Consider the following 16,449-nt stretch of genomic DNA (forward strand, 5'->3'; position numbering starts at 1 on the left):
ATGTTGCCGATCCGCCGTGACATCCATTTCGCCCTGCCCGCCGAGCGCATCAAGGACTGGCATGAACAGGGCCCGTTCATCACGCATTTCTTCAATGCCCTGTCGCTGCTGTTTCCCCAGGGCGAGCTGTTTTTCATGGACAGCGTGCGCCACTATCGCCAGGACATCGACGACCCAGCTCTTAAAAAAGAGATCCAGGGGTTCATCGGCCAGGAGGCCATGCACAGCCGCGAACACGTGGCCTACAACGACTTGCTGCAAGCCGCCGGGTTGCCGGCACATACGCTGGACCGGCGCTTGAAGTTCATCCTCGACTGGCAGAAAAAACACCTGCCTGCGTCCTTCAACCTGGCGGTGACCATTGCCCTTGAACACTACACGGCGATGCTGGCCGAAATCCTGTTGAGCGACCCGTCGCGCTTCGGCAATTCGCTCAAGGGCTATCAGCAGATGTGGTATTGGCACGCCCTGGAAGAAACCGAACACAAGGCCGTGGCGTTCGATGTATGGAACCGCGTGATCAAGCCCGGCCCCAAGCGCTATCTGCTGCGCACCGGCACCATGCTGACCACCACGGTGTTCTTCTGGCTGGTGGTGTTCGACTTTCACCTGCGCCTGCTGATTGCCGACCGCAAGTCGGGTGGGCACCTCAAGGGTTTCTGGCGCATGTTGAAGTTTCTGTATGGGCCGAAGGGTGTTTTCCCACGAATGCTGGTGCCGTGGCTGCACTACTTCAAACCCGGCTTTCACCCCTGGGACCACGACAATCGGGCGCGCCTGGCCGGGATCGATGGCCTGGTCGAAGAGATCGAGCAGACCCAGCGCGGGTATTAAGCCTGCGCCAAGGCGGCGCGTTCGCGTACGAACCCTTCCAACTGATCGCCCGGCAGCGCCTTGCTGAAATACCAGCCCTGGATAATCAATTCGGCGCCGGTATTCAGGAAGGCCAACTGCTCGGCAGTCTCCACCCCTTCCACCACCACGCCCAGGTTCAGCGCCTCACAGAAGCGCAGCATGCCGGTCATCACCTGCGCACCCTTGGGGTCGTGCTGGGCCACCACGAAGCTGCGGTCGATCTTGATGAAGTCCACCGGGAACTGGTGCAGGTAACTCAGGGCCGAAAAGCCGGTGCCGAAGTCGTCGATATACACCTTGGCACCAATGGCCTGCAGCTTCTGGATAGTCTGGCGCGTGACCTGGATATCACTGACCAGGGCGTCCTCAGTGATCTCGACCGATACGTGCCCATGGGCCTGGGCCAGGATCTCCACCAGGCGTTCGCCGAAGGCGGCGTCGGTCAGCGTCGCGCTGGAAATATTGATGGTCATCGGCAGGGCAAAACCGAGTTTCTGCCACTTCTGGTACTGGCGAACCGCCTGGGATGCTACCCACACATCCACATCCGGCATCAACCGCGCCTGGGCCAGCCATTGCAGGAATTCCCACGGCGAATGCACCGTGCCCTGGGCGTCGCGGGCCCGCATCAGCGCTTCACACCCGGTGCACAGGCCTGTGCGGGTCGAGACTTGCGGCTGGAATTCGAGGTAGAACTCATAGTCGCTGATCTGCTGGATGCGGCTCAGTTCCACGGCCTGGCGCGCCAGGGTCTTGTGGGAGGCGAGTACCGGGTCCAGCTCGCGCAGCCGGCCCTTTTCTTCAAGGCCACGGAAGGTCATGTCCAGGGACTTGAGGTACACCGTGCCCCCTTCACTGGCCTGGCGATGGATCGCGCGCACATACGGCGCGTACACCAGGGTGCCCAGGCCCAGCAGCGCCACTTGCAGCGCCACCGCCGCCAGGTCGCCGTGGGTACTCAGATAGGCATTGAGCAGCACCGGCGCGGTGAACGGCACGCTGACCACCGCCGGCGACACCCAGCCCATCTGCACCACCGTCAACGCCAGCATGGCATTCAACGCCGGGACGATCAGAAACGGTATGAACAAACGCGGGTTGAGGATGATCGGCAAGCCGAACAGCAGCACCTCGCTGACGTTGAACAGTGACAGCGGCAGGCTCGCCACCGCCAACAAGCGCATGGACTGGCTCCTGGAGAACAGCAGGATGGCCAGCAACAGGCACAATGCACCGCCCGAGCCACCGATAAACGCAAAGCTGCCCAACAGGCCACTGTTCAACACATATTTGACCGGCTCGCCCGCCGCCAGGGCCGTGCTGTTCAGCACCACGACCTGGTCCAGTACATCGAACAGCGGTTGCATGGCGTACACGCCGTGGATGCCGAAAAACCACAGCAGCGAATTCATCAGGGTCACGAACAGGCCGCTGCCGTAGGGCGACTCCAGCGCGTCCAGCACCTGGGGGCCTTGCAACTGCGCCACATACGGAATCTGCAGCAACAAGGACAGCACCACCACCAATGCCAGGGCGGTGATAGCGCCTGGCAGCACCATATTGATCGTGCCCCGCAGGTTGTGCCCCACCAGGTCTTCGTTGACCAGACGGGTCCAGCGGTAGCGGTGCAGCCAGGCAATTGCGGGAACGTTCAACAGCGGCGAGGCAATGGCGATAAACAGCACAAAGGTGGCCGAGGCCCTGGGGTAGTCCCGCAGGATGAATGTCGCCACCACCACATGGGCCAGGCACAGGAATGCCACGGGCAATTGGGGCAGGCGATGCTGGATCGCCAGCATGTAACCGATGGACGCGGCCACCAGCAGCGGGATCACGGAACTGATCTGGTTGTGCAGGCCGGCGAGGAACGCCACCACCTGAGCGTGGAAGCCAAGGACGCGAGCACATTCCGACAGAATCAGAAAGCCCGCCGAGACCAGCAGGCAAGGCAGGATCCACAACAGCCCTTCGCGGATCGCCCGCAGCGATTCAGTGCTGGCCAACGCAGCCAGGCGTTGGGTGAAGAAAAGCTTGAACAGCGTTTGCGCCATGACCCATCCCTCTGCCCATCGCCCACTGTCCCTGCAAGGCAGGGCTGGAAGCACCGGCTAACGCTACACGTCCTGGCCCAATGAGCGAAAGCCTTTTGCCATTCATCTGGGTGAATTTCCGAATCGGATAACAGGCCAGGCCCTGTTTTTTCCAAACAGTTGAGTTTTATGATCCAGGCCAATCGCTCAATCTGCTTCAATGACGCCTATCCGCCCTCCCCCTGACCTGTGTTTGGAGTAAGCCTTTGTCACAACCCGGTGATAGCCACCAGCGCGCGCTGGACAGATTCCTCGATGAACACCCCGATGTCGCCGCCGAACTGGATACCCTGAATCCGCTGGCTGCCCAGGCCAGGGGCGAAACCCTGGCCCAGTACCGCGCCGAACGCTTGCATGAAGCCTTTGAAGCGCAAGCTGAACGCCAGGGCCTGTTTGCCTGGGAGCTGACCCTCAAACTGACCGCCGATTCCTGTGAGGCCTTTGACGCCCAGCGTCGTGAGGTACACAAGGAGGTGGCACAGATGGCGGGCCTGAGCTGGGTCGAGTACTGCCAACTGCACGACCTGCCCGGCTAACGCACTACCCCAGGAACCAGAGACGGCGCCCGCCGCCCAGCACTTCGCGCAACTCGGCGACCGACACCGTGCGTTGTTCAGGATCCATCGCCAGAGCCGAAGACACTGCAGGCCAGCAATGCCTGGGCAACTGCCTCGGCCTCGGCAGCGGCTGATGCTGCTGACGTTCGCCGGGGCGCCGTCCTTCGGCCAACTCATAGAGCACACTGGCAACCCCGTACAGATCGGCACGGGGTGAGGGAAGCCCTCCGGCTATCAGCTCCGGCGCTGCATACGCAGGGGTCCAGGCATTCAGGCGACTGCGGCTCAGGCCGGGCAATCCGGCCCTTGCCTGCGCTTCAGCATGCCCCAGGCCAAAATCGAACAGCCGTATCCCCTGCTCCCCCAGCATGATGTTCGCCGGTTTCACATCGCCATGCAGCACTCCTTGTCGGTGGGTGTAGGCCAGCGCATCCAGCAGTTGCAGGGCGATGGGTTGCAGCGCCTGCCACGCCATCCCTTGCGGGCATTCCGGGAGCAGGCGGTCCAGGGTCAGGCCGGGCATCACTTCCATGGTGAAGAATGCCAGCTGGTGCGCCGTGTCGACCTCGAACGAAAAGGCCCGGACCACATGTTCATGTCGCAGGCTCCGGGTCAGGGCGAACTCGCTGTACAGCAACACGTGGGCGTCGGTGGACGCACAGAGCGTCTCACCCAACAGCTTCAGCGCCACGCGCGCGTCCGGTTCGCCAAACGCCTCATGCAGCAGATCCCGGGCACGATAGACCACCCCCATGCCCCCTGAACCGAGAATTCGCTCCAGCTGGTAGCGTCCCGCAAGCAGGTTCGGCGGACCGGCTGCGGCGTTCATGGCTGCACCACCACCGCAGTGAGGTCATCCAGCGCAGGTCCACGCAACACGTCGCTGAACAACCGCTCCACTACCTGCCCGGGCGTGCCGGCATTCATCGCACGCCCCAGTTGCCGGTGGCTGAGCCCCTGGTACAAGCCATCACTGCACAGCAAGAACACATCGCCTGGATGGGGACGCAGTTCCAGTATCTCCAGACTCAGCGGTTTTCCGGCGCCAATGGCACGAGTCAAGGCACGGGCGTCTGGATGAGCGCGGGCCAGTTCCAGGCTCACATGCTGCTTGTCCATCAGTTGCTGTTGCAGGGAGTGGTCCCTGGACAGCTGATACAAACGCTGCCCTCGCCAGAGGTAGCATCGGCTGTCCCCTGCCCAGATGCACGCCGCGCGGTCACGCTCAAGCAACAGTACAACCACCGTACTGCCCATGACGCGTGCCAGGCCATCGGCCGCCTGCAACTGGCTGTCGAGCCCCCGCAGGCAGCGTTGTACGGCCTCGACCCGCTGGTCGAAGCTGCCTTGGCCTGGCAGCGCCGCGAGGCTGCTGACCACCCGTTGACTGGCCACATTCCCAGCATGGTGCCCTCCCATTCCATCGGCGACCGCCCAGCAACCGCGTTGCGGGCAATCGAGGAACCCATCCTCGTTACGCGCACGACGCTTGCCTTGCGCCGTGCGGCCAGCACTTCGCCAAGGGTACGCGCGGGTCACAACTGCTCCGGCAGGCGGAAGCCGCGCCATGTGGCCATCTGGAACGGGCTGGGGCTGCGTTGGCTGGTGAGCAGGTAGTTGGCACGCAGGCCGGCCAGGTCGGCCTTGAGTATCTGTGCATCCCTGCCGCTGGCCGGCTCGTTTTGCATCAGTTCGAAAAGCCGGAACAACGACCAGGCTCCCCGGTCTTTTTCAATGCCCAGCGGTCGCTCGGTACCGCGCTCCAGTACCAGGCTGCTGCGCCCATTGTCCGCATCACTCGGCCAATGGAACGCCATCGGCACGATGGGACCGTGACGGTATTCCAATTGCTGATCGCCCACCCGCAGCGTCGCACGGTTGACGGCCTGGTCCAGGCTGTAGGGCGCCAGCGTGAACAGAACGGCCCAATTCCCCTGGTCTGCGCTGAAGAACCCCTGGCGAATGACCTGCGCGCGTGTCAACTGGTCGAGCAACGAACGTGAAACAGGCAAGCTGCGACCCTCAAGGCCACGCAAACGATAGCGGCTCCCCTCGACACTGACGAACGGCCGCAGGTAGCTGTCATAGAAGTGCTCCATCACCCCCCGTGGTTTGAAGAACGACTGGAAATCACCCAGGGCAACATCGCTGCCGGCGTCGGCATTGAAGGGGTAGCGGTGCCGGATGGCTTTCACATAAAAGCCATACACCTCACTCTGATAACGCTGGTTCACATACCCATAGGCGTCATCAAGGAGATGGCGCCAGGTTTGCTCGGCAATCCCGTCCAACCAGCCCTTGAGCGGCTGCGGCAAGCGAGCAGCAGCGTCACGCAGGTTACCCAACAGCGGCTGCTGTCCATCCATGCGTTGCCGGGCCATCTTGAATGCCGCGTGCTCGGGCGAACTGTCACGGTTCAGTGTCGAGACTTGCAAGTGCAACTCATCCAACAGGCGCAAGGCCTGGGTCAACTCGGCGGTCGGGTTCAGCTCTTCATCCAGCAATTGGTGCAAGGGCTCGAAACGACGCAGCAATGCGCGCCGGGCAGTATCCGGCAATGTTTGGCGCGGCAAGGCTCGGGTGAGCAAGCCGGACACCGGCGTGCCCAGCTCAGCGACCTGCTGGCTCACCGCTCCAAACCGCTCATGGGTCGGCAGCAGTCGCGTGTGTTCCCGCACTTGCCGCAACAGCAACACCAGCGCCGACTGGGCGGAAGTCAAGTTCGCGAGCTGCTGCGCATCGTGCCTCAGGTCGTCGCTTTCCAGCAGCCTGACTCGACCCAGCGCATCACTCCAGATGTCGGCGTATTCGCTGAAGTAACGCTGTTCCAGCTCCAGCATCAGCTTGCGCAAGTCCACGACGCTGAGGTCTGCGGCCTCCCCAAGCACCCAATTATCCTGGGCGATGGCATTGACCAACTGTGGCCCCTGGCTTTCGAAAAACTGCAGGTATTTACGGGTATAGAAACCCGGGATGGGGGGCTCAACCCTCGAAAACGCCGGGCTTTCAGCGAGGCGAAAGGGCTCCAGGTGCCGAGCTTGCTCGCGCAGTGTCCGGTAGACCACCTCTACCATTGGCTCACCGCGCAGCACCAGGCGGGCCTGGGCGACCAACTCATCATTCAGCGGGGCCAAAAAAACCTGTTCAACGAGCCGTGCAACGTGTTCGTGCAGGCGTTTGTGTGTCGATGCATCCTCGATGTACCCAACAGTCCGCAGCCCCGCCACATGCTCGGCCAACCAGGCCTTATCACGTCGCTCGGGCAGGTTGAGCATCAAGTAAGCGCGAAGGCTGTCCAGTAACTGCTCGCGATCACCCAGGCTGTCACGTACCTGTTGTTCGAGCCGCAGGGTCACGTAGGGGAGCAATTGCTGATGCAGGGCTTGCTCGTAGGCGCTGTTCAATGATGGCCGACTCAACTCGCCCTGATACAAGCCGCCCCGCTCAACCCAAGGTACCTGCGCCGCCGGTGGAAACACTCCCGTGGCCGCCAGGCGACTGTCCAACAGCGCGAGCAACGCCAGGCTGGCGTCCGCTTCGGGTTGGCCTACAGGCTTGGGGTTGATCAGCTCCCGCAGTTGCACCAGCCGCTGATAGTTGAATGCGTAACTGTGCGCCCACAGCGCCCCGGCCGTACCCACAACCAATGAGGCGGCCAGCGCCATCAACCCGTGGCGTCGACGTATGCGCTGTCGCTCCGGGGTACGCAGCCCGGCAAGACCGGCCTCGGCAAAAATCACCCGATTGAACAGGCCCTGGGCAAAATGGGCACGCACATCACCTGTCTTCGCACAGGTCAGGTAGAACCCGCGCAAGCCGTTGATTCGCTGGTAGCGATGGGCGGCAAACGTACTCTCGATAAACAGGCAGACGAACTCGCCCAGGCGAGCGAGATGCTGAGGAAAGCCTAGCATGCGGCCTCGGCGCTCAAGGTTGCGTTCCTGATGCAAGCGCGGGATCAGCTCGGCACCCACACGTTGCAACAAGGCGTCGAATGTTTCGCGCACCTCGGCGGTATCAGTGCCTGCCATGCCTGACACCAGGCACCCACCCAGGCAGCCTTCCGCGGCATCGCCCTGCCGCGCATCAAAGAACTCGGCAAACCCGGCCAGCCGATCAAGCTGCGTCAGCACCAGATAAACCGGCACATCTACCTGCAGTGACTGCTGGATGTCCTGCAAGCGGTTACGCACATGGCGCGCGTGAAGCTCCAGGTCGTGTTCGTTGCTGCGCAACAGCGTATCGACTGACAGCGTCACCACCACGCCATCGAGCGGCCGTGCCCTGCGCCATGACTTGAGCATGTCCAGCATTGTCGACCATCCCGCTGCATCGACACTGTGGTCGGGCTGGCTCAGGTATCGACCTGCCATCTCGACCACCACCGCGTCGTCGGCAAAATACCAGTCACAGGAAGAGGTGGCGCCTGGCGGCATCGCGTGCGTCCGGTCGAGCGCCGTTGGCAACCCGGCAGCGGCCAGCAAGTCGGTCTTGCCGCTGCCCTGCTCGCCAATCAACAGGAACCAGGGCAGTTCCTGGCGCGAACGCTCACTGCGCTCGCCGTAGCGGTGTGAGGTTTTCAACGTCTGCAGCGCTTCCTTGAAGCGCCTGCGCACCTGCACCACTTCGTCATTGATCAACCCCTGCTGCTGAAGATGTTCCAGCTGCCCAGGCTGATCCAAACGCGCGGAGCGACGTGCCCCCACAACCACCATCGCCAACCCCCATGACAGCAGCATTGCGCTGATGGTCAACAAACGGGCCGTCGAACCCTGCCAGAAACGGTAGTCGTCTACCGCCAGCAACGGCCCGACAAACCACACCAGCAGCGCACCGGCCAGCACCAGCAACAGGCTCCATACCCAACTCTCGCGCAGCACCTTGCCCACGCGTCTGAAGAATGCGTTCATTCATTGCTCCCAGCGTTACAAGGGCGTCCGAGAAGGCTCTGCCAGCGAAGATTGGAAAGCGTGCAACGTCGCCCTGCGCTCCTGGCCCAGCATCCAGGCGAACCCCGAATACACCACCAGCAGACACGCCAGCACGCAGGCTGCGGCCCAGGTAGCCGAGACAATGCGTATCCGTACCTGAGAGGTCCCGCCGGCGCCGGATACAAGGGTTAACGGCGGCTGATCACCGCGCACGTGCCTGATCTGGCGATACACCGCGTCGTGCACAGTTTCGAGCTGCGCCCTTCCCCGCTCCATGACACGGTATTGGCCTTCGAACCCCAGGGACAGGCACAGGTACATCAATTCCAGCAGGGCCACATGCTTGACGGGGTCACGGGACAAACGCTCAAGCAACTGGAAAAATTTTTCACCGCCAAAAGTTTCGTTGTGGAAACGGCTGAGCAGGCTGGTCTTCGACCAGTCGCTACGGCCGCCCCACGGCGTAGTGACCACGGCTTCATCAATGACGCTGCACAGCACGTAACGCGCCGACATCACCTGACTATTATCGGCCCCCAGATACAAGGCATAGGCCTCGAACGCGGTGATGCCCGAGGAAAACTCCTCATTGAGTGCCGGCAGGCTTTCCCGGCCGGGGCTGGCCTTGAGTTGGACCACTTGCAGCAAGAGTTCCCAGGCCGCGGTCAACAGCACGTTGGGGCCACTCTTGAAGTGCCGTATGCCTTGCATCTGGGCGCAATAGATCATGCGGTCTTCCAGTTGCTCGAAGCGTGGCGGCGACGGGAAGTCCGTAACGGCTGCGTGCGCCGGTCCGAGACCCTCACGGTCAAGCAACACGGTTTTTTCGTCTTGCGGGTATTCACTGTCCATAGTCATGACGTCAGTTCCTGATAGCCCAGAAGTTGAGTTCCAGCTCGGCAAACTCGCCGCTGGCGTGGAAGGCGAAACCACCTGATTGCTCCAACTGCGCAATGTCACGGGGGCTGAGTTCGAGCATGAAATAGGTCTTGCCGGCGTGGAACGGAATCTGCCGCGGCGCTACCGGCAACGGCTTGACCTTGATCCCGGCCAGGTGCAGGTTGACCAGTTCGCGGATGCGCTCCACCGGTCCGATCTTGAGATGGGCCGGCAGTCGATGACGCAGTTCCTCCGTATCGCACTGGGCAGTGGCCGCCAGGATGAAGGTGGCTGTACCGAGTAACTTGAGGTCGCTCACCGGGCATACCAGCACCCCGTACTGCCGTGGTTGCAGCGTCAACTCGACCGCCTGCTGTTCCAACACCAGCGACAGCGCCGCACGAAGGCCTTCCATCAATCCACCAAAGCTCGCGCCCTGATCGCCATGCCGGTATTGCGCCGGAAATTGCGCCCGTTTGCTGTCGTTGGAAAAGGTGCACAGCTCACCGAAAATCGACAGCAACTCCCGATACACCACCTCCGGCCGCACCTGGGTCTGGCTCAGGTAGTGACGCAATCTCAATTCCGCACGATTGATCAACTGCAGCATCAAAAAGTCGCCGACCTGTGCGCTGGCGCTAGCGCCGTTTCCCTGGATGCGCGCTGCAATCGCATCGCCACGGGTCGCCAGCAGGCTGGTGACTTCGTTGATGCAAGACGCCACATACCCCGAACCCTGAAGGTAGATAAACGTTGGTACAAAATCCGCATCCAGCCTCACGCCGCCGTCCTGGGTCGAATCCAGCACCCGGGCAACCTGGAGTTTCACGTAGAACGCGTCACCGGGCGGCTCGCCCAGCATCAGGCGCAAGTCCGGGCGCGCGCATTTGATCTGGCAACGGGAGTCGACCCCGGCAGTGGAGTCACCGATTTCTGTATCACAGGCAACATAGCGCGCCAGGACATCGCGTTGCTCCTTCGAACGCACCTCGACCTGATTGTCAGTCGCCAGCGGCAGCGCCAGGTACACAGCCTGTCTGCCTGCATTGGCAGGCACCTGCAACATCAGGGGTTCCAGGGTGCCGCTCAGCTCGAACAGGCTGCCGTCCGGTAGCACTCCGGTGGCCTGGTTCACCACAATCTTGCCCAGGTTCAGGTACTGGACATCGACTTCCAGGCTCAGGAAACCCCAGGCATCACTGCTCAGCAGCCGGGTGTGGTTGAGTTGCCGATGGTAATAGCGGTCGCTGTGCTGCAAGTGTTGGGGCCTCAGCAGCATGCCCTCTTGCCAGATAACGTTGTGGATCTGCATCTCAGTCCTCCGTCCTGTCAGGTTGAGGTGCCGCCATCCGGATACCGGTCTGGTCCAGCACGATGTCGGCACGGGTCAACTGTCCGGGAGCCACAGGCAGCACCCATCGCCATTGCACATGGGGCAAGTCACGATAGGCCGCCAGCACGCCGACATAGCGACTGCGCGGCTCGACACTCAGCTTGAGCGCCAGCCGTTCGCCGGGACGCAGTTCCAGTTCCTCGCCGCTGACCCAATCCTTGGGCAGTGCCTGCTCGGCCCGGCCGTAGAGGCTGAAGAAATCGGCGTTTTCAAAAGCCACCGGATGCCGCAGCTCCAGCAATTGCACCACCACGGGCGAGGGGCGACCGTGAAGGTCGGGGTTGACCTCGTCACTGGCCGTCAAAGTCAGGTCCAGCTTGGTCAGGGTGGAAAAAGGTGAAAGGGTGCTGCATCCCGCCAGCAACCCCAGCAGTAGCAGCGTGAATGAAACCGCGACCCGAGACCGGCCAATCATTCTGCGTACCCCGCGTGAAGGGTGGAGACCAGGCGTACCTGCTCCTCGTAGGCTTTGCAAAATTCATGACGCAGCACCTGCTCATCCAGGGGCTCGTCCTCAGTCAGTCGCCGATAATGACGTTGGTAGGCCCGCCAATGGGCGCCATCGCTGAAGAACCTGGGTGACTTGCCGTCACGTTCGAAGCGCAGCAGCAAGTGCCCAGGCGCAAAGGCTGCCAATGCACCGCGTATGGCAGCCCGACAGGCCACGACCAGAGCCAGTTGATGAACCTGCAAGTCTCGGTACGCCTGGTCGACCGCTTGCTCGGCAGAGAACTGACAGGATTCATCGGCGCCGAGCAAAAAAGCCAGGGCGGCATGGCTGTCGGCACAGTCTTTCAACGGATTGCGGGTATTGAGCAGCGGAACCGCCAGTAAGCCGTGGACCTCGCTGTTGAGTTCATCGCGGGTTCGCACGCTTTGCTGCAACCCTGCGAGGGTTTGTCTGAACAGGCCCGCCACCTTGATCGCCAGGGCTTCGCGCCCCGGCGTATCAAGCGAGTCCACCTGCATGCCCAATGCGTGGGCGAACTGCGCCCAGAATGCTTCCGAGGTTGCAGGTGGTGGTGTGACAGGGCCAGGTGACACGACGTCTCTGGCCGGCTCAGCCCATTGCGGCACGACCAGGTGATCGTGCTCCACCGTGCCCTGACGCAAGGTTTCGAAAGGTGCCTGTGGCGTTGTGTCCAACGCGTCCAGCTCTGCTGAGGAATTGCCGAGCCGTACCTCGCGATCCAATGCGTCGACAGGATCCAGCCCCAGGAACGCGTCGTCTGGAATCGTGTCTTGCCGAGCAAAACCCTGCCCTGCCTGCAACACCAGGCGGGCACGGATATCCAGCAACCCCAGTTGGTACACATCGCCGTCACTGATGAGCCGTGCCTGTCCTTTGCACAAGCGCTCCATACTGCCCGACACACCGATACCGTTGCTGCTGATATCCGTCAGGAAATAGCGGCCCTCTCTAAAACTGACCAGAGCGTGGTGACTGGAAATCAGACGGTTGGCATCCGGGAGCACCCAGTCACAACCCGACCCACGTCCGATCACGCCACCGACACCGTCAAATGTCTTGCGCTCAGGCGGCTCCCCGTTTGCGGTGCTACAGCGTTCAAACATCAATTGCATGACAGCAGCCCCCCTATTCAGTGCCCACGACGAGTCGCGTGGGGGTCACCCAACGGACGGTAGTCGGCGTCATCAAAGACATAATTGGCGTTACAGCCACTCAACAAACACAGCGCAAGCACCAGGGCTTGCCACGGATGAAAAGGCATCAGGTATCTCCCATGAAAATAAGCGGCCCGCACGTTCCCTGCTCAACACTCCTCGCGGACATCCCCCACGGGGATTTTCAAGCGTGCCAGGCGGTAAAGCAGCGTGCGCCGCGCAACGCCCAACTCACGTGCGGTACGGGTGCGATTGCCACGGTTCTTGTGCAGGCAATCGATCAGGAATACCCGCTCTACCCGCTCCAGGCGCTGGCGCAGCGTCGCATCGACTGCCCCGGTGGCAGCCGGCACCGGCAAGGACAGGTGTGCCGGCAGGATCACACCGTCGTCACAGAGCAGCACCGCACGTTCCACCAGGCACTTGAGTTCGCGGACATTGCCGGGGAAGGCGTGACCCGAGAGTTGATCAAGGGCTGCACTCGACCATTGCACCGGCACACGCCCGAGGTCGGCAGAGGCTTGATGCGCGAACTCCCGCGCCAACAGCAACACATCGCCGTCGCGCTCACGCAGGGGCGGCAGTTCGATGGGAAACTGCGCAAGCCGGTAGTAAAGGTCCTCGCGAAAACTGCCTTGGGCGACCATGGTGGCGAGGTCACGGTGGGTGGCGGCGATGATGCGTACATCCACCTTGTGGGCCGTACTGGCGCCCAACGGACGCACTTCGCCCTCCTGCAAGACCCGCAGCAATTTAGCCTGCAGCGACAGCGGCATATCACCGATTTCGTCGAGGAGCAGCGTGCCGCCGTCCGCGCTGTCAAACAGCCCGGCGTGGTTACGCTCGGCCCCCGTGAAAGCACCTTTGCGGTAACCGAACAGCTCACTCTCCAGCAGCCCTTCGGGAAACGCCGCACAGTTTTGCACCACAAATGCTTTGCTCCTGCGCGGCCCCGCAGAATGGATCGCCCGCGCCACGACCTCCTTGCCCGTACCGGTCTCGCCACGCAGTAACACGGTGTAGGGGGTATGCAGGACCTTGCCGATCAAACGATACGTCTCGTCCATAGCCATGCTGCTGCCGATCAACCCGTACGCTGAACGTGGCGCCGGCATGTAAGCCTGAGGCTGGGCAACACATCCAGTGGCACACTGACACTGCAGTAAAGCGCGCTGCATCAAGGCAAGGCTGCCCAACTGGCTCAAGGCGGCGGTGTAGCCCTGCAGGTTTTTCCGATGCTGGCTGGCACACAGCAGTACCCCCTTGATGCCCTTGCCTCGGTCAAACAACGGCACACATGACAACGCTTGCCAGGGGGCCCCCATGACCGGCAGGAAACCGTACTCGTACATGCTGCCTGAGTGTTCTTCCAGGCTAAGGGCAGTTTGCTGGTTGAGCACGTAGTGCAGCACCTGTTCATGCTGGAAATCCTTGGTACAGGCCGGATCGCCAGGGCAAGGTATGCCGTGCAAATGCTGGGCGATCAACTCAAGCCGGCCAGTGGATTCGTTGCGCCAGTACCATTGGCTGAGGTCACACTCGCTCAGTCGCGCCGCTGCGGCGACACACAAACCGGGGAGAGTGGCTGCGTCGTCCGCGCTGCCCAGGCGGATGAACCCGTCAAGCAGCGCATCGGCACAGACCGCCGAACGGGGCAGCAGGGTGAGCAGCCGATCCTCTCTCATTGGCTGAACTCACAGGTTGGAACGCCGTTAGCCGCCAGCCGGGCATGGACCTGTGACACAGGCTCACCTCGGGCCATGGCTTGCAACCGCCGATCGACCACCTGCGGCAACAAATGCAGCTCGATCCATTGATCGACGTAACGCGCGCCACTGTCATCGTGGGCGCACCGCTCGGCCATGTGTTCAACCAGCTCCGACGTGTAACTGAATGCCAGACTGCGCAGACTCAAGCGTTGCCCCAGGCGTTCGAGCTTGAGCCTTGCCAGGTCATGCAGGACGTCACCCGTGACCGGGTAATACGGCACGACACGCATCCTGGCCAATAACGCGGCTTTGAAGTGGTCCCGCAATTGCGGCAGGATCGCCTCATGCAGCGTTCGCACGTCAGGTCGCCCGCCACCTGCGCACAATTGCCCGATGCACTCACTGCCCAGGTTGGACGTCATCAGGATCAGCGTGTTGCGAAAGTCGATTTCCCGCCCTTCTCCATCATTGGCCAGGCCCTTGTCGAAAATCTGGTAGAACAGGTTCAACACTTCTGGGTCGGCCTTCTCGACCTCATCGAGCAGCACTACCGAATACGGGCGTTGGCGCACAGCTTCCGTCAACACGCCGCCCTCGCCAAAACCGACATAACCGGGCGGTGCGCCAATCAACCGAGACAGGGAATGTTTTTCCTGGAACTCCGACATGTTGAGGGTGGTGACGAAGCGCTCACCGCCATACAGCAGGTCGCCAATGGCCAGCGCCGTCTCAGTCTTGCCCACGCCACTGGGGCCGACCAGCAGGAATACGCCGACCGGCGCATCAGCCTTGTTGAGCCCCGCAGCAACGGCACGCAGGTTGCGGTCCAGGGCCTGCACCGCTTGCTCCTGGCCGAGAATGCGCAGGCGCAGCGCATCGGCAAAACCCAGTACCTGTTCACTGTGCTCAAGTGCCAGTTGTTCAACCGGGATCCCCGTCCATGCACTGATGACCTGAGCCACCAGGCGGGGGCACACCTGCTGCGTGGTTTGCTGCTGTGCAAGCCAGCGTTGCTCAAGGTCCAGGCGCTCGCCGTCCAGCGCCTCCATCCGCAGGTTCAACGCGTACAAGGTCTGTTCGTCCACGGGAAAGCCTTCGTCCCGGTCTCGGCTCAATGCCTGACGCTGCCGCGCCCCCGCCGCCTGTTCTGCATAAAGGTGTTGCAACGCCTCAGGCGCGGTCTCCCGGCGAGTGCTCAAACGAGCGCAAGCGGTATCCAGCACATCTACCGCCTTGTCGGGCAACTGACGCCCGGCCAAGTAACGGGCGCTCATCTGCGCCGCCGCGACCACTGCATCGTCGCGCACGTAAACACCATGACTGCGCTCATACACCGGGACTAATCCGCGCAGGATCGAGATCGCTTGCTCGACGCTGGGTTCTCCGACCCGCACAGGCTGGAAACGCCGCGCCAATGCCGGGTCTTTTTCAAAGTATTTCTTGTATTCCGTCCAGGTCGTTGCAGCGATGGTGCGCAACTCGCCGCGGGCCAGCGCCGGCTTGAGCAGATTGGCGGCATCGGACGCACCCGCCTGCCCACCCGCCCCCACCAGCGTGTGTGCTTCATCGATAAACAGGATCACCGGTTTCACCGCGGCGTTGACCTCATCGATCACACCCTTCAGGCGTCGCTCGAACTCGCCTTTGATACTGGCACCGGCCTGGAGCAGGCCCATGTCCAAGGTCAGTAGCCGCACCTCCCTGAGAGACTCGGGCACCTGTGCAGTGGCCACACGCAACGCGAGGCCTTCGACAACGGCTGTCTTGCCCACTCCGGCTTCACCGACCAGGATTGGGTTGTTCTTGCGTCGACGCATGAGTATGTCGATCAACTGGCCGATCTCAACGTCACGACATAACACCGGGTCAATACGCCCTTCATGGGCCTGGCGTGTCAGGTCGTGAGTGAAGCGCTCCAGCAGTGATTCGCCCTGCGGCGCAGGGTCTGTACGAGGCGCCTGACTCGACACGAACGCCTGCACACGCTGTGCATCCAGCCGGCTCAGAAAAACCTGATAGGCGCTGCCCGCGTGCTGCAGCGGATGGCGCAAGAGCGCCAGCAACAGGGCGCCGTGATCGATTTCAATGTGCCGCAATTCCAAATGAGCAACCATCGAAGCCTGTTGCAGCCATTGCACCAGTGCCTGGGCAAACACCGGATTGCGTGACGCACTGGCCTCCCCCTTGGGTTGCAGCGTGGCTTGCAGTTCTGCGGTTTCAATACCGGCATCCTTCAGCGCCCGCACCAGCAGGCCATCGCGATGCTCCAGCAGGGTCAACAGCAGGTCTTCCACCAGCACTTCCCTGCCGCCGCGCATGACGCAGCGCTCGGCGGAACGCTCCAGGTCTCTGCGGGCCTGGGGGGTCAATGCCTGGATAAGTTGTTGCAGGTCCACATTCATCATCCTG

13 protein-coding genes are annotated in these 16,449 nt (G+C 62.0%); 2 read left to right on the forward strand and 11 right to left on the reverse strand.

The features are described from left to right. Entirely contained in the window at positions 1 to 834 is an 834-nt protein-coding gene (locus BM110_RS11180) for a metal-dependent hydrolase (protein WP_092244265.1), read from the forward strand. Here the strand turns inward: BM110_RS11180 and BM110_RS11185 are convergent. After that, the gene (locus BM110_RS11185) at positions 831 to 2,906 is read right to left on the reverse strand and encodes an EAL domain-containing protein (RefSeq protein WP_093513389.1); all 2,076 of its coding nucleotides are present in this window, start codon (positions 2,904 to 2,906) and stop codon (positions 831 to 833) included. The genes BM110_RS11180 and BM110_RS11185 overlap by 4 nt on opposite strands. A gap of 245 nt (positions 2,907 to 3,151) precedes the next feature. Between BM110_RS11185 and BM110_RS11190 the strand changes: the two genes are divergently transcribed. Then, positions 3,152 to 3,481 carry a DUF6388 family protein gene (locus tag BM110_RS11190; RefSeq protein WP_093513390.1) on the forward strand — a complete coding sequence of 110 codons (330 nt, stop codon included), beginning with the start codon at positions 3,152 to 3,154 and terminating at the stop codon, positions 3,479 to 3,481. Between the two features lie 4 nt (positions 3,482 to 3,485). Here the strand turns inward: BM110_RS11190 and BM110_RS11195 are convergent, their stop codons facing one another. Genes BM110_RS11195 through BM110_RS11240 form a run of 10 tightly spaced genes read right to left on the reverse strand, consistent with a single transcriptional unit; the run spans position 3,486 to position 16,445 of the window. Next, complete coding sequence (locus BM110_RS11195; RefSeq protein WP_093513391.1) at positions 3,486 to 4,331, reverse strand: serine/threonine-protein kinase; 846 nt, start codon at positions 4,329 to 4,331, stop codon at positions 3,486 to 3,488. Continuing rightward, entirely contained in the window at positions 4,328 to 5,041 is a 714-nt protein-coding gene (locus tag BM110_RS11200) for a PP2C family protein-serine/threonine phosphatase (RefSeq protein WP_093121226.1), read from the reverse strand. Before BM110_RS11200 ends, BM110_RS11195 begins: the two co-directional genes overlap by 4 nt. Further along, positions 5,038 to 8,412, reverse strand: coding sequence for a type VI secretion system membrane subunit TssM (gene tssM, locus BM110_RS11205; protein ID WP_093513392.1), 3,375 nt, complete (start codon positions 8,410 to 8,412; stop codon positions 5,038 to 5,040). Before tssM ends, BM110_RS11200 begins: the two co-directional genes overlap by 4 nt. A 15-nt stretch (positions 8,413 to 8,427) precedes the next feature. Continuing rightward, positions 8,428 to 9,291: a type IVB secretion system protein IcmH/DotU gene (gene icmH / locus BM110_RS11210; RefSeq protein ID WP_093121228.1), complete on the reverse strand. Its 864-nt coding sequence runs from the start codon at positions 9,289 to 9,291 to the stop codon at positions 8,428 to 8,430. Positions 9,292 to 9,295: 4 nt separating this feature from the next. Continuing rightward, positions 9,296 to 10,624: a type VI secretion system baseplate subunit TssK gene (gene tssK / locus BM110_RS11215; RefSeq protein WP_093513393.1), complete on the reverse strand. Its 1,329-nt coding sequence runs from the start codon at positions 10,622 to 10,624 to the stop codon at positions 9,296 to 9,298. Between the two features lies 1 nt (position 10,625). Then, the gene (gene tssJ / locus BM110_RS11220; RefSeq protein WP_092244286.1) at positions 10,626 to 11,120 is read right to left on the reverse strand and encodes a type VI secretion system lipoprotein TssJ; all 495 of its coding nucleotides are present in this window, start codon (positions 11,118 to 11,120) and stop codon (positions 10,626 to 10,628) included. Continuing rightward, positions 11,117 to 12,289: a type VI secretion system-associated FHA domain protein TagH gene (gene tagH / locus BM110_RS11225; protein WP_093513394.1), complete on the reverse strand. Its 1,173-nt coding sequence runs from the start codon at positions 12,287 to 12,289 to the stop codon at positions 11,117 to 11,119. The genes tssJ and tagH overlap by 4 nt, the downstream gene beginning before the upstream one ends. A 17-nt stretch (positions 12,290 to 12,306) precedes the next feature. Next, positions 12,307 to 12,438 (reverse strand): type VI secretion protein, encoded by a 132-nt coding sequence (locus BM110_RS29805; RefSeq protein WP_081049244.1) that lies wholly within the window; start codon positions 12,436 to 12,438, stop codon positions 12,307 to 12,309. A gap of 42 nt (positions 12,439 to 12,480) precedes the next feature. Further along, positions 12,481 to 14,016, reverse strand: a complete 1,536-nt coding sequence (locus BM110_RS11235; RefSeq protein ID WP_093513395.1) for a sigma-54 interaction domain-containing protein — start codon at positions 14,014 to 14,016, stop codon at positions 12,481 to 12,483. Next, positions 14,013 to 16,445, reverse strand: coding sequence for an AAA family ATPase (locus BM110_RS11240; RefSeq protein WP_093513396.1), 2,433 nt, complete (start codon positions 16,443 to 16,445; stop codon positions 14,013 to 14,015). The genes BM110_RS11235 and BM110_RS11240 overlap by 4 nt, the downstream gene beginning before the upstream one ends. Positions 16,446 to 16,449 lie beyond the last annotated feature (4 nt).

The organism is Pseudomonas sp. NFPP28, from assembly GCF_900115535.1.
GTDB classification, from domain to species: Bacteria; Pseudomonadota; Gammaproteobacteria; order Pseudomonadales; family Pseudomonadaceae; genus Aquipseudomonas; species Aquipseudomonas extremorientalis.